Source organism: Embleya sp. NPDC008237 (assembly GCF_042956465.1).
GTDB lineage: Bacteria > Actinomycetota > Actinomycetes > Streptomycetales > Streptomycetaceae > Embleya.
Genome location: NZ_JBIBGL010000005.1, coordinates 497,610 through 511,010, shown reverse-complemented (window position 1 = coordinate 511,010; position 13,401 = coordinate 497,610). Strand labels below are relative to the sequence as shown.

The 13,401-nt window shown below is 71.5% G+C and carries 10 protein-coding genes; 9 read left to right on the top strand and 1 reads right to left on the bottom strand.

Annotated features, from left to right (window positions below; genetic code table 11):
• Positions 1 to 703: 703 nt before the first annotated feature.
• The 4 genes from ACFZBU_RS15950 (at position 704) to ACFZBU_RS15935 (ending at position 6,481) form a co-directional block, all read left to right on the top strand.
• The gene (locus ACFZBU_RS15950) at positions 704 to 1,609 is read left to right on the top strand and encodes a lytic polysaccharide monooxygenase (protein WP_391584154.1); all 906 of its coding nucleotides are present in this window, start codon (positions 704 to 706) and stop codon (positions 1,607 to 1,609) included.
• Positions 1,610 to 1,925: 316 nt separating this feature from the next.
• Positions 1,926 to 4,037: a glycosyl hydrolase family 18 protein gene (locus ACFZBU_RS15945; RefSeq protein ID WP_391584153.1), complete on the top strand. Its 2,112-nt coding sequence runs from the start codon at positions 1,926 to 1,928 to the stop codon at positions 4,035 to 4,037.
• Between the two features lie 591 nt (positions 4,038 to 4,628).
• The gene (locus ACFZBU_RS15940; RefSeq protein WP_391584152.1) at positions 4,629 to 5,567 is read left to right on the top strand and encodes an AraC family transcriptional regulator; all 939 of its coding nucleotides are present in this window, start codon (positions 4,629 to 4,631) and stop codon (positions 5,565 to 5,567) included.
• Between the two features lie 77 nt (positions 5,568 to 5,644).
• On the top strand, positions 5,645 to 6,481 hold the full coding sequence (locus tag ACFZBU_RS15935) for a carbohydrate-binding protein (RefSeq protein WP_391584151.1): 837 nt from the start codon (positions 5,645 to 5,647) through the stop codon (positions 6,479 to 6,481).
• 292 nt (positions 6,482 to 6,773) lie between these two features.
• Here the strand turns inward: ACFZBU_RS15935 and ACFZBU_RS15930 are convergent, their stop codons facing one another.
• Positions 6,774 to 7,373 (bottom strand): TetR/AcrR family transcriptional regulator, encoded by a 600-nt coding sequence (locus tag ACFZBU_RS15930; protein ID WP_391584150.1) that lies wholly within the window; start codon positions 7,371 to 7,373, stop codon positions 6,774 to 6,776.
• A 346-nt stretch (positions 7,374 to 7,719) separates the two neighbouring features.
• Between ACFZBU_RS15930 and ACFZBU_RS15925 the strand changes: the two genes are divergently transcribed.
• From ACFZBU_RS15925 to ACFZBU_RS15905, 5 genes are all read left to right on the top strand, one after another.
• Entirely contained in the window at positions 7,720 to 8,325 is a 606-nt protein-coding gene (locus tag ACFZBU_RS15925; RefSeq protein ID WP_391584149.1) for a hypothetical protein, read from the top strand.
• 110 nt (positions 8,326 to 8,435) lie between these two features.
• Entirely contained in the window at positions 8,436 to 9,389 is a 954-nt protein-coding gene (locus tag ACFZBU_RS15920) for a metal-dependent hydrolase (protein WP_391584148.1), read from the top strand.
• A gap of 55 nt (positions 9,390 to 9,444) precedes the next feature.
• Entirely contained in the window at positions 9,445 to 10,569 is a 1,125-nt protein-coding gene (locus ACFZBU_RS15915) for a PDR/VanB family oxidoreductase (RefSeq protein WP_391584147.1), read from the top strand.
• A 103-nt stretch (positions 10,570 to 10,672) separates the two neighbouring features.
• Complete coding sequence (locus ACFZBU_RS15910; RefSeq protein ID WP_391584146.1) at positions 10,673 to 11,548, top strand: M24 family metallopeptidase; 876 nt, start codon at positions 10,673 to 10,675, stop codon at positions 11,546 to 11,548.
• The gene (locus tag ACFZBU_RS15905) at positions 11,545 to 13,353 is read left to right on the top strand and encodes an SDR family oxidoreductase (protein WP_391584145.1); all 1,809 of its coding nucleotides are present in this window, start codon (positions 11,545 to 11,547) and stop codon (positions 13,351 to 13,353) included. The genes ACFZBU_RS15910 and ACFZBU_RS15905 overlap by 4 nt, the downstream gene beginning before the upstream one ends.
• Positions 13,354 to 13,401 lie beyond the last annotated feature (48 nt).

Here is a 13,401-nt window from a genome sequence, read left to right as displayed (position 1 = left end):
CGGTGCTCAGTGGTTCTCGGTGGCGTTGGTTCGGCAGAGTTCCGGTGGTCTCGGTGGCGCCCATCTTCCGGTGTTCGGGGTGGTTCACGTCGGCGCCGATTTTCCTGGCTCCGAGCTTCGAATCGCCGGACGATCGCCGTCCGCATCGCGCCGACGAGCGTCCTTGCACGGACAATGGTCTATACCAACCGTGTTCCCGTCCATAGTGTGCGAGCACTTTTCGGGGTCGCCCGGCAAGTATTGGCAAGGCGGCCTCCGATCGCGGAAAATTTTTCCGCGCCACAATGACGACACAACTGACGGACAGTCAGAAACAGAGTCGCGCAGGCCATCCCGACTTTTCGGCGTCGTTCGCGACGCCTCGGTTGGGGAGTAATGACGGTCCAACCGCGCGATGCAATCGGAAAGACCGGCTCCGCGCTCTTGCGCGACCGGACGAGCGCGGCGACTCTGAGTACCGCCGCAGCCATTGGTCTATACCTGTCCCCCCGGACCGCAGGCGGCGGCACCCGTACGCCGGAACACCCGGATCCGTCGCGGCCATCGCGGATCCCCGTCCCACCCGTGCCGACCCACCCCACCCGTGCCGACTCACCCCGTCCGCGCCGATCCGCCCCATCCGGAGGCTCCCCGCACGGGGGAGCTGCCGCACGAGGCCCCCGCACGTCCCCGATATCGGCAATTCCCTTACCCGGAGGGCTTCATGAAGTCTCGCCGCAAGGTCGCGGCGTTCGCCGCGGCCTGCTGTCTGACGCCCCTGACGATCGCCGCGCTCGCCACCGGAACGGCGCAGGCGCACGGCACCTTGAGCAATCCGCTCAGCCGCACCGGCACGTGTCGCGCCGAGAACCCGGAGAACCCCACGTCCGCCGCGTGCAAGGCGGCTGTCGCGATCGGCGGCACGCAGCCCGTGTACGACTGGAACGAGGTCAACCTCGCGGACGTTGCCGGCCGGCATCGTCAAGTGATCCCGGACGGCAAGTTGTGCAGTGCCGGGCGGGACAAGTACAAGGGCTTCGACCAGGCACGCGCCGACTGGCCGGCGACCGCGGTCTCCGCGGGCAGCACCTTCAACTTCCTGTTCCGGGCCACCTCGCCGCACCGCGGCACGTTCGAGTTCTACGTGACCCGGGACGGATACGACCCCACGGTGCCGCTGAAGTGGTCGGATCTGGAGCCCACGCCGTTCCTGACCCAGACCGACCCGCCGTTGGACAACGGGTCGTTCGTGATGAACGGGCGGATGCCCGCCGGCAAGACCGGTCGGCACCTGATCTACGTCGTCTACCAACGCACCGACAGCCCCGAGGCGTTCTACTCGTGCTCGGACGTGGTCTTCGGCGCCGCCGCCGCGCCCGCCGCCGCGCGGGTGAACCCGGCCACCGCGCCGCTGGCACACGAGACCGGCGCGCCGTACATCGAACCCGCCGGGCGCAACCACGAGACCATCAACGAGGCGCCGGCCGCGGCAGCCGTACCGGACACCGGCCCCGCCGGCGTCCCGCGCGCGGCGACCATCGGCGCGGCGGGCGCGGGTGCGCTGATCATCCTCGGCGGCGGCGCCGTGATGTCGACCAACCGGCGCCGAGAGGCCCGTGCCCGGCGCTGATCACGCGCCCGGCACCCCACAGATGCCACCTCCGGTCCGGACGAAGCCGACGGGCCCGACCAACCCGACGACCGCCGCCGGGCCGGAGGTGGGCCATTCCCAGCCAGACCGCTCCGCCGCTCCGCCGCTCCGCCGCTTTCCCCTCTCACCGCCTCACCGTCTCGCCGCCTCACCGCCTCGCCGCAGTTCCAAGGCGCGGCCCGAGTCGCCGCGAAGCGGCGGGCACACACCCCCGTCCCGCACCCTCGTCCCGCACCCCCGTCCCGCACCCCCCGTCCCGCACCGCCTTCCCGTCCCACCGAATGCGGGAGTACCCATGCGACGACCAAGTCCGCTCCGTACCCTGGCGACCGTGCTGACCACCGCAGCCGCGTCGTTGGGGCTCGTGTTGTCCGCCGGCGGCGCGGCGCAGGCCGCCCCGCAGGCCGCCCGGGAGGCGGCTCCGCAGGCCACACTCACGCAGGCCGCGGCCACTCCGATGCCGGCCCACGTGTTCGCGCCGTACTTCGAGGCGTGGACCGGAGAGAGCCCGGCGACGTTGTCCGCGCAGTCCGGCGCGAAGTACCTGACCATGGCCTTCATCCAGACCCCGAGCAAGGGGTCCTGCACGCCGTACTGGTCCGGGGACACCGGGATGCCGATCTCCCAGTCCACGTTCGGGGCGGACATCGCCGCGATCCGCGCGGCCGGCGGCGATGTGATCCCGTCGTTCGGCGGCTATACCGCGGACAACACCGGTACCGAGATCGCGGACAGCTGCACCAACGTCAACTCGATCGCCGCCGCGATCCAGAACGTCGTCTCCACTTACGACGTCAGCCGGATCGACCTCGACATCGAGGACAACTCGCTCACCAACCCGGCCGGTATCGACCGCCGCAACAAGGCGATCAAGCAGGTACAGGCATGGGCGGCGAGCACCGGCCGGCCACTGCAGATCCAGTACACGCTGCCGACCACGACGCAGGGCCTGGCCCAGAGCGGCCTGGCCGTGCTGCAGAACGCGGTCTCCAACGGGACCAGGGTCGACGTGGTCAACATCATGACGTTCGACTACTACGACAACCAGCCGCACCAGATGGCCAACGACACCAAGACGGCCGCGACCGGCCTGAAGAACCAGCTCGCGCAGCTGTATCCGAACAAGACCCAGGCCGAACTGTGGGCCATGGTCGGGGTCACCGAGATGCCCGGCGTGGACGACTTCGGTCCGGCCGAGACGTTCACCACCGCCGACGCGGTCACCGTCTACAACTGGGCCAAGACGCAAGGCATCGGCACCCTGTCGATGTGGGCCCTCCAGCGCGACAACGGCTCCTGCCCGGGCGGCGGGGCGGCCGACAACTGCTCCGGAATCCCGCAGGACACCTGGTACTTCACGCACACCTTCGCGCCGTTCACCAGCGGTGGTGGACCGGTCACCAACGACTTCTCGCTCGCGTCGAACCCCGGGTCCGGGTCCGTTGCCAAGGGCGCCGCCACCTCGGCGACGATCAACACCGCCGTCACGGCGGGTACCGCGCAGAACGTCGCGTTGACGGTGACCGGTGCGCCCGGCGGGGTGGCCGCCACGGTCAGCCCGACGTCGGTGACCGCGGGCGGATCGGCGACCCTGAACGTCGCCGCCTCCGCGTCCGCGACACCGGGCACCTACCCGCTGACCGTCACCGGCACCGGCCCGTCCGCCACGCACACCGCGACCTACACGCTCACCGTCACCTCCGGACCGGTCACCGACGACTTCTCCATCCAGGTCGTTCCGGCGTCGGGCACCATTGCCCAGGGCGGCAGCACGTCGGCGCAGGTCGGCACCGCCGTCACCGCGGGCGCGACCCAGAACGTCGCGTTGACGGTGACCGGCGCGCCCAATGGGGTGGCCGCCACGGTCAGCCCGACCTCGGTGAACGCGGGCGCGTCGGCGACGCTCACCGTCAGCGCCTCCGCGACCGCCACGCCCGGCACGTACACGCTCACCGTCGCCGGCGTCGGTCCGTCGGCGTCGCACAGCGCGGTGTACAACCTCACCGTGACCGGCGGGCCCGGTGGCGGCCTGCTCAACGCCGACCTGGAGAGCGGCGCACTCAGCCCGTGGACCTGCCAGCCGGGCGGTGCGGTGGTCACCTCCGTCGCGCACGGCGGCACCCACGCCATCGAGGCCGCGGTCGGCGCGGCGCAGACCGGCGAATGCCGGCAGACCCTGCAACTGGCTCCGAACTCCTCCCACACGCTCACCGGTTGGGTCCGCGGCAACTACGCCTACCTGGGCGTCAGCGGCGGCGCCACCGCGAGCACGTGGGCCTCGCCCGGGGCCGCGTGGACCAAGCTGACCATCCCGTTCACGGTAGGCGCCTCCGGCTCGGTGACGGTCTACCTGCACGGTTGGTACGCGCAAGGCTCGGTCTTCGGGGACGACTTCGCGATCAGCTGAGACCGGGCGGCCGGGGCGGGCCGCGCGGATCCCACCGGATCCCACCGATCCCACCGGATCCCACCGGATCCACGCCGCCCGCCCCGAATGCTCCGCCGATCGCCCAGGAACGCCGGACGTCGGCTCGTGACCCCACCGCGAGCCGGCGGCCGGTTGCCCACGTGCGCACGCCGTGCCGCCCGCCACGGAGCGAACCGATCGGCCTTCGTCACCACCACCCGCCGGTCGGTTGCCGGCGGGCGCCAAGCCGTGCGCAGCCGACGCCTCGCTGAGCCGCGAACTCGGCCGCGAGGTAACGGTCGCCGAGCCGACGCAGCCGCCGTGGGCGCGGGAGATGGGGGGAGCCACGGTGGCCGGACGGGCTGCGCCTGTGGGGCTGCGGGGGCGGACTTCGGGTGTACGGAGCACCGTGGTTTGCCAGTTCGTGACGGAGTGTGCGAAGTCGCCGACGGCGGGTATCGAACGGTCTAGCGTGACCGCTGATCGAGCGCCGGCCGCATCGTCCGAGAACCGCCAGGGGGCCGACATGGCACGGGATTTCCGCAGGAACAGCAGGCCGGGCAGGCCCGACGGACCAGTCGGGAGGGGCCGATGAGCTCACCCACCCAGCTTCGACCGGCGGTCCCGCTGCATCGGTTGGACGTCCCCGCGCCGAGCATTCTGCCGTTCGCGATCGGGTCGTTCGACACGATCGGACCGATGTCCCGGGCCGACTTCCCCCATCGGCACACCTTCTACGAGATCGTCTTCGTGACCGGTGGGCGCGGTACGCACGTGGTCGATCTGGCGCCGAGAACGGTCAATCCGCCGCACCTGTTCTTCGTCGTGCCGGGCCAGGTGCACTTCTGGCACCGCATGCAGGGACTCACCGGCTGGGTCGTCCTGTTCAACGACGACTTCCTGTTCACCCACCCCGAGGACCGGGACACGATCCGCGAACTGGCCGGGTATCCGCGGCTGCGGCCCACGCCGGACGCGGCGCCGGGACTGGCCGGGGTGGTGGCGGAGATGCGCCGCGAATACGCCGAGCAGGGCGAGGGGTTCATTCCGATCCTGCAGGCATACCTGCATGTGCTGATCCTGCGTGCGGCCCGACTCGCGGCCCAGGACGGCCCGGACGCCGAGCCGGAACCGGACCCGGGTCCCACCGCCGTCATCGCGCAGCGCTTCGCCCGGCTCCTGGACGGGCCGGTGGACCTGGATCCCCTGGAGCGTACGGTCGGTGCGTACGCCGCCCAACTGGGCGTCTCGGTGGGTCATCTCAACCACGCGGTGAAGAGCGCCACCGGCCGTACGCCCGGCCAGATCATCCGCCAGACCCAGGTGGTCGAGGCCAAACGGCTGCTCGCGGGCAGTGATCTGACGGTGCGTCAGGTGGCTGATCGGGTGGGTTTCGCGGACCCCGCGTACTTCTGCCGGTTCTTCCGCCGGGAGACCGGAAGCACCCCCGGCGAGTACCGCCGGGAGATCAACGCGAAGCACCACGAGAGCCTTGCTTTGTCCATCGACGCGCCCGATCGCCGCGCATAGGTTCAGACCAATCGCGAGTGGGCCGGATCGATTCGCCTCGACCGGCCCACCCGTCCCCTCGCCGAGAAGAGGTCGCTGTGGACACCGACAACACCGATCAGGACGAGCCCGTCCGGCGCGGCATCACCCGCAAGAGCCTGCTCAAGGCGGCCCTGGTGGCCGCACCTCTACCGCTGCTCATCGGCGGTGTGCCCGCGTTGGCCCGGGCGCAGCGCGACCAGGGTCACACCCTGGAGCCGACGCCGTTCTGCCACGACGGCGACGAGCCGACGATCGACCAGACCGAGGGCCCGTACTTCAAGCCCAACTCGCCCGAACGCTCGGTGCTCACCGGCGCGGGCACGCTGCTCACCGTGTCGGGGTACGTGTTCGGTCGGCAGTGTCAGCCGCTGGCCAACGTGCTGCTCGACTTCTGGCAGGCGGACACCAACGGCAACTACGACAACGTCGGATACACCTTCCGGGGCCACCAGTACACCAACGCCCAGGGCGCCTACAAGCTCACCACGGTCGTGCCCGGCCTGTACCCGGGCCGCACCCGGCACCTGCACATGAAGGTCCAGGCGCCCAACCGCGGCATCCTCACCACGCAGACGTACTTCCCGGGTGAACCGCGCAACAACACCGACACCATCTTCGACCCCCGGCTGCTGATGACGGTTCGCACCGTGGGCAACGGCAAGGAGGCGTCCTTCGACTTCGTGCTGAACGTCAACGGCGTACCGCCGACGACCACGCCGCCGACGAGCGAGCCCCCCACCAATCCGCCGGGCGGCACCTGGCGCGTGGGCACCAACTACGCGGCCGGGGCCACGGCGAGCTACGGCAGCCAGAACTACCGCTGCCTGCAGGGCCACACGGCACAACCGGGCTGGGAGCCGCCCAACGTGCCGGCTCTGTGGCAGCGGGTCTGATCGACCAACCTCGGGGGGAGGCGAGTCGATCACGGGCCCCGGCGGCGCCACCCGCCGGGGCCCGACGCATGCACACGGCCGGCCACCGGCGCCGGCCGATCCCGGGGCGCCGGCGGCGGATGCGGCTACGGCCCGGCATGCCGACGGGGTCGCCGGAGAGAGGTCCGTTGGATGCCGAACGCCTGGTCGGCCTGGGCCCGTACGCGGCCGCGTTCGCGCGTTCCCGCGTTGCCCCGGTGTCCGTGTTCCGGTGCCGGCTGTTGCGTGCGCGCTCGTCGACTCGGCGGCCCGGCTACTCCGGGTGTGCGCCGGCGCGGTGCAGGGCCAGGGCTGCTTCGGGGGGTTGCCAGGCCGGGTCCAGGCGGGCGATGGTGGCGAATGTGTCCAGGAGCAGCATCACCAGCAGGTGGTGCACCTCCTCGCGCCCCAGTTCCCGGCGGGCGAGCCAGTCCAGGGTGACCCCCTCGACGCAGTACAGCCAACCGATCAGCGCGGCACGGGCGATCGGCGACAGGTCGGCGCGGCCGTAGGCGCCTTCGGCGAGTGAGGTGAGCATCTCCTCGCGGACGCGTTCGCGGATGGTGAGCACGTCGGTGTCGAAGCCGACCCCGCCGCTGACCACCGTGCGGTAGGCGGCCTGGTTGCCCTGCGCGAAGCGCAGATAGCCGTCGAGCACGTTGCGCAGCCGATCGGCTGCCGGTTGGTCCGCGTCGCTGCGGGCCCGGGCGACCAGGTCGGCGACCGAGTCCTCGATCACCGCGAGGTAGAAACCGCGCTTGTTCCGGAAGTAGTAGTAGAGCAGGCCCTTGGCGACGTTCGCCCGGGCGGCGATCTCGTCCACGGACAACGCGTCGTAGGACGTGTCGGCGAACAATTGTCGTCCGATGGACACGAGTTCGGCCCGGCGCGCCTGCGAGCGTTCGGACTCGGGCGGGGTCCTGCGGCCCTCCCGGCGGGATCGTTGACTTTGATTCAAATCGACGCCTAGTCTCGGTCGCGGCAAGGTACGTGCACGGTTGGCAGCAACGTGGCGGGGGCATCGCGCCCCGCGTGCCACGTCCACGGCAAGAGTACCGGCGCAGCCCTCGGGCGGATCGGGGATCTCCATCCCGGTCGCCCGCTTCGAGACGAGACGCCTGCATCGTGGTGCCTTGTGCTCCACGGCACCCGCATCGTCGTCGGTCTCGCTCCACGGCATCTCCATCAGCGCGACCGATTCCGACGAGGACGGACTCGACATGGATTTTGGATCGTGGCCGGACCGGGCCTCGCCCTCCGCCTTCCTGGCGGCGGCGCTTCCGATGTTGATCGCGGTATCCGTACTCGGCGGCCCGAGCGCCGAGCGGGCGCGCGCCGAGCGAGCCGGCGCCGAACAAGCCCGCACCGAGCGGGTCCGCGCCATGTCGGCGGGGGCGGTGGCCGCTGCGCCGGCGCCGGGTGTGCGGGCCAATGCGAAGCCCGTGGAGATCACCGCGAGCGTGTTCGCGCCGAACGGCTTCGCGCTGGCGGGGGTGACCACCATCGACACCGCCGCCGGTCCGCGCAAGGTGCTGGTCCTGACCATGAACTCGGCGCACCTGAAAGACTATTCCTTCACCACCGCGGACGCCGCCGGCAATGTGCGGTTGACCACCCGCAGTCTGGATCTGGTGGGCAACGTGCGGATCTACCTGACCCGGCTGCACGGCTGCATCGAGGGCCTGCTCTGCCTCGACTTCGCCCCCGACGCGCTGCCGCTGCCGCCGATCATCCCGCCGTTCGTGTTCATGACCGACGTGCGTGCCCAACAGGCCTTCGTGCACGCGGACAAGCTGGCCACCGACATCGTGCTCAAGCCGTTCTGATCGCCGTTCCGCCAGAGCGGACGCGGGAGACGGACGATCGGAGTATTGACTTTTATTCAACACTCCCTACTGTGGAGTAACAAGAGTCCTTCCGACGAAGGAGCACCGCCATGTCCTCGGCTCCCCCTGCCGCAGCGGTCCCCCGGATCGTCCGGCGCTCGACCCGAACTCCTGTCAACAGCCCGGCGGTTCGTGCCGATGAGCACCGCGACTTGGCGCTCGATCCGCGCGACGTGCGATTCGACTGGTCGTGTCTGCCGATGCACTGGGTGCCGGGGGAGCCGATGGCCACGCACACCATGAACGTGTTGCACCTGCTGCTGCCCGAGGGCGAGCGCTGGTTCGTGCGCACGTTCCAGGAGGCGTTGCCGCTGATCGCCGACGAGCGGCTGCGCGAGGACGTGATCGGCTTCATCGGCCAGGAGTCCGTGCACGCCGAGGCCCACCAGGGTGTGCTGGACCTGCTGCTCGCCAAGGGGCTGGACCCGGCACCCTTCGTGCGCCAGGTCGAGTGGCTCTTCCATCGTGTGCTCGGCGCCCGGGCCGACCTCTCCGGCGCGGCCGGCCGCGAGCACCTGGTCGAGCGGGTCGCGATCATCGCCGCGATCGAGCACTTCACCGCGTTCCTGGGCGACTGGGTGCTCAACGCACCCGGCCTGGACCGGGCCGAGGTGGATCCGGTGATGCTCGACCTGCTGCGCTGGCACGGCGCCGAGGAGGTGGAACACCGCAGCGTCGCCTACGACCTGCTCGTGCACCTGGACCCCGGCTACCTGCGCCGGATGCGCACGATGGCGGTCACCGGGCCGGTGCTGACCTGGCTGTGGGTGCGCGGGGTGCGCTTCCTGATGCTCGCCGACCCCGAGGCGACGGACCGGAGCAAGCCGACCTGGCGGGCGTACGTACAGGCGTCGCGGCGCGGGCTGTTGCCAGGGCTGACCGGAGCCGTCCGGTCCGCCGCGCGCTACGTCAAGCCGCGCTACCACCCCACCCAGGAGGGTTGCACGAGCCAGGCCGTCGCATACCTGGCCCGTTCGCCCGCTGCCCGAGCCGCGGCCCGGTGAGCCCAGCACCGGCCGCCGCCATCCGCACCGGACGCCGAGGATGCCGAGGATGCCCATGAGCCCGTCCACGCCGCCGACTTCCGCGATACCGCCGACCACCGCACCGCCGGATCTGTACGGTCGCGAGCGCGGCGACCGGATGATGCGCGCGCTGACCGTGCTCGGCCGGCTGCACACCGAGGCGGTGGCCCATCGGGGACGACGTCGAGCCCGCTCCGCCGGGCCGCTCGACCCCACCCCCGGGCCGCTCGAACTCGTGGTCCGCGAACGGGTCGTCGAGGCCGAGGACGTGCTCTCGCTGCGGTTGAGCGCACCGGCCGGCGGCCGACTGCCCGGCTGGCAACCCGGTGCCCACCTGCTCCTGGAACTGCCCTCCGGACGCCGCCGACACTACTCGCTGTGCGGCGACCCGCAGGACCGCTACACCTACCGGATCGCGATCCGCCGACTGGCCGCGGGCGGCGGCGGATCGGTGGAGATGCACGACGCCCTGCCGGTCGGCGCGACGTTGCGCACGGCGGGACCGCGCAACGCCTTCCCGTTCGCCGCCGAACCGGCCGTGCTGTTCCTGGCCGGCGGCATCGGCATCACCCCGATTCTGCCGATGGTGCGCCAGGCCGCCCGATCCGGCCTGGACTGGCGGCTGATCCACCTCGGGCGCACCCGCGCGTCGCTGCCGTTCGGCCTCGAACTGGACGAACTAAGCGGTTCGGAGGGTCGGTTCGAGGTGCGCGCGGACAACGAGGAAGGGCCGCCCGATGGCGCCGAGCTGCTCGGGCGAGCACCTGCCGGGGCCGCGGTGTACTGCTGCGGACCCGCGCCGATGTTGGCCGGGATCCGGGCGGCGATCGACGCGAGTCCGGCCGACGGGCTGCACTTCGAGCGGTTCGCGCCGGCGCCCGTGCTCGACGGGCACGCCTTCGAATTGCGCTTGGGCCGCAGCGGGATCGACCTTTCGGTGCCCGCCGATCGATCCGCCCTCGACGTGCTGCGCGAGGCCCGGCCGGATACCGCCTACTCGTGCCGGCAGGGGTTCTGCGGCGTGTGCCGGGTCCGGGTATCGGCCGGTGCCGTCGAGCATCGTGATCTGCGCCTGACCGACCACGAGCGGGCGGCGGGGGCGATGTTGGTGTGCGTGTCGCGGGCCGCGGCGGGCGAGCGGCTCGTGCTGGATCTCTGACCGGCCGGGCGCGGCCGCGAACGGCCGCCGCCCACCCACTCGGCGTCGTCCGACTCGGCGTTGTTCGACTCGGTGTCATCCCACCCCCACGAAGGCGGAGTTCATGAGCACACGGCTACAGGTTCCGGCGGTGCGGCCGCCCCGGGGGATCCCGGTATTCGCCTTCGACGAGGTGGACCTGGATCGTTTCCGCGACGTGCAACGGTTGGCGTACCGGTGCGCCGAACGCGTCGCCGCCTGGATCGAACCGGGCGTGACGGAGCGTCAGGCCGCCGCACGGCTGCGCCGGGAACTGGTGGCGGAGGGTGTCCAGGACTTCTTCCACATCCCGTTCGCGTGGTTCGGCGACCGCACCGCGTTCCGCAACTTCCGCACCCCGCTCCAGTTCTTCGCCACCGGCCGGGTACTCACCGAGGGCACGCCGTACGTGCTGGACTGCGCGCCGATCGTGGACGGGTACACCGCCGACATCGGCTACGCCGGCAAGGTCGGCGAGAACGCGGTGTGGGATCGCCTCGTCGCCGACCTCGGCGCCTACCGCGACCTGATCCTGCGCGAGGTCAAGGCGCGCAGACCGCTCGACGAGGTGTACCGCGCGGTGGACGAGCTGATCGTCGAACACGGCTACGACAACCGACATCGGGTCTACCCCGGCCGGGTGATCGGCCATCGGGTCACCCGGGTGACGCTGCGCGGGCCGGTCGGGGTGAATGTCCTGGGCTTCGGCGTGCGCACACTGCGCACCCTGGGTCGGGAGCTGATCGGTGCGCGACTGCACGGGCGTTCGCCGCTGTGGGCGGACGGCCGGGCCTCGCGGCACGCGCCGACGCCGGGGTTGTGGGCGGTCGAGCCGCATATCGCGCTGCGCGGAGTGGGCGCCAAATTCGAGGAGTTGCTGGTGGTCACCGACGACGACGCGTACTGGCTGGACGACGACGTGCCGCATGTGCGCCGCGCGCGTGCGGCGGCCGGCCGATGACGGCCCCGGCCGCGATGCCCGCCAAGCGCGTCGTGGACGTGGTCGAGGGGCTGCCCACCCGTACGGTGGTCTCCGGCGGGGTCTCCCTCGCGGTGTACGAACAGGGCCCGGAAGGGGATCCGTTGGTGCTGCTGGTGCACGGCTATCCGGACACCCATCACGTGTGGGACGAGGTGGCCGCGGACCTGGAGCGCGATCATCGGGTGGTTCGCTACGACGTCCGCGGCGCGGGGGCCTCGGGCGCGCCCGGGAACCGGTACGGCTACCGGCTCGAACAGCTGGCCGCCGACCTGTTCGCGGTGTTGGCCGCGGTCGCCCCGGATCGGGCCGCACACGTGCTGGCCCACGACTGGGGCTCGATCCAGGCCTGGGAGGCGGTCACCGACCGGGCCGGTCCGCGCCGCATCGCCTCGTACACCTCGATCTCCGGACCGTGCCTGGACCACGTCGGGCACTGGGCCCGCAGCCGGTTCGCCCGGCCCACCCCCCGGCACGTGCGTCAACTCGCGGCGCAGTCCGCGCGCTCGTGGTACATCACCGCGTTCCACCTGCCGGTGCTGGCGCCGGCGGCCTGGAAGCTGGGCCTGGCCGCGAACTGGGGCCGGGTGCTGGCGCGGGCGGAGGGGATCCGGCCGCGCGCCGGCCATCCGCGGCCCACCCTCGGCGACGACGCGGTGCGCGGAATCGCGCTCTACCGGGCCAATATGCTGCCCCGGATGTTGCTGCCGGGCCGACGCGAAACCACCGTGCCGGTACAGCTGATCACCCTCACCGGCGACCGCTACGTCGGCGCGGCGCTGTCCGAGGGCCTGGAGCGCTGGGTACCCCGACTCTGGCGGCGATCCATCGCCGCCGGCCACTGGTCCGCCCTGCTGGAGAAGGGACCGACCGTGGCCGGGATGACCCGCGAGTTCGTCGAGCACATCGAGCACGGCACCACGACACCGGCCCTGGACCTGGCTCGGCAACCGGAACGCCCGCTCGACAAGGGCCCGTTCGTGGGCCGGCTGGCGCTGATCACCGGCGCGGGCGGCGGGATCGGGCGAGCCACCGCGGTCGCGTTCGCCGAGCAGGGCGCGGACCTGGTGCTGTGCGACCTGAACCTCACCGCCGTCGAGCGCACGGCCGAATTGGCCCGACTGTACGGGCGAACGGCGCACGCGTATCGCATGGACGTGGCCGACGGCGCGGCCATGGACGCCTTCGCGGTGGAGGTCGTCCAGGCCCACGGTGTCCCGGACATCGTGGTCAACAACGCGGGCGTCGGCCACTCGGGCACGTTCCTGGCCACGACCGCCGCCGAGTGGAAGCGGGTCCTGGACGTCAACCTGTGGGGGGTGATCCACGGCTGCCGCGCGTTCGGCACGTTGATGGCCGAGCGTGGCACCGGCGGTCACATCGTCAACCTCGCCTCGGCGGCGGCCTACACGCCGTCCAAACAACTGGCCGCCTATGCGACGAGCAAGGCCGCGGTGGCGATGTTGTCCGACTGCCTGCGCGCCGAACTCGCCGGTTCCGGCGTCCGGGTGAGCACGATCTGCCCGGGCATTGTGAACACCGGCATCACCCGCACCACCACCTTCTCCGACACGGACGACACCGAGCAGAATGCCCGCCGCGAGCGCTTCTCCCGACTCTACGCAAGGCGCAACTACCCCCCGGAAAAGGTCGCCGACCACATCGTCGACGCCATCCGCCGACACCGCCCGGTGGTCCCGGTCACGCCCGAGGCGAAGCTGGGCCGACTGCTCAGCCGCCTGTCTCCCGCAACCATGCGAACCCTGGCCCGGATCGGGACGGGCTGACCCGGGCCGCCTCCGCCGGCCCGACGCGAACCTTGCGCCGTCCGACGG

Bases quoted from the DNA above. Each gene is read 5' to 3' on its own strand.
- ACFZBU_RS15905 (WP_391584145.1), top strand. From the start codon at position 11,545: ATGACGGCCCCGGCCGCGATGCCCGCCAAGCGCGTCGTGGACGTGGTC.
- ACFZBU_RS15925 (WP_391584149.1), top strand. From the start codon at position 7,720: ATGGATTTTGGATCGTGGCCGGACCGGGCCTCGCCCTCCGCCTTCCTG.
- ACFZBU_RS15920 (WP_391584148.1), top strand. From the start codon at position 8,436: ATGTCCTCGGCTCCCCCTGCCGCAGCGGTCCCCCGGATCGTCCGGCGC.
- ACFZBU_RS15945 (WP_391584153.1), top strand. From the start codon at position 1,926: ATGCGACGACCAAGTCCGCTCCGTACCCTGGCGACCGTGCTGACCACC.
- ACFZBU_RS15910 (WP_391584146.1), top strand. From the start codon at position 10,673: ATGAGCACACGGCTACAGGTTCCGGCGGTGCGGCCGCCCCGGGGGATC.
- ACFZBU_RS15940 (WP_391584152.1), top strand. From the start codon at position 4,629: ATGAGCTCACCCACCCAGCTTCGACCGGCGGTCCCGCTGCATCGGTTG.
- ACFZBU_RS15950 (WP_391584154.1), top strand. From the start codon at position 704: ATGAAGTCTCGCCGCAAGGTCGCGGCGTTCGCCGCGGCCTGCTGTCTG.
- ACFZBU_RS15915 (WP_391584147.1), top strand. From the start codon at position 9,445: ATGAGCCCGTCCACGCCGCCGACTTCCGCGATACCGCCGACCACCGCA.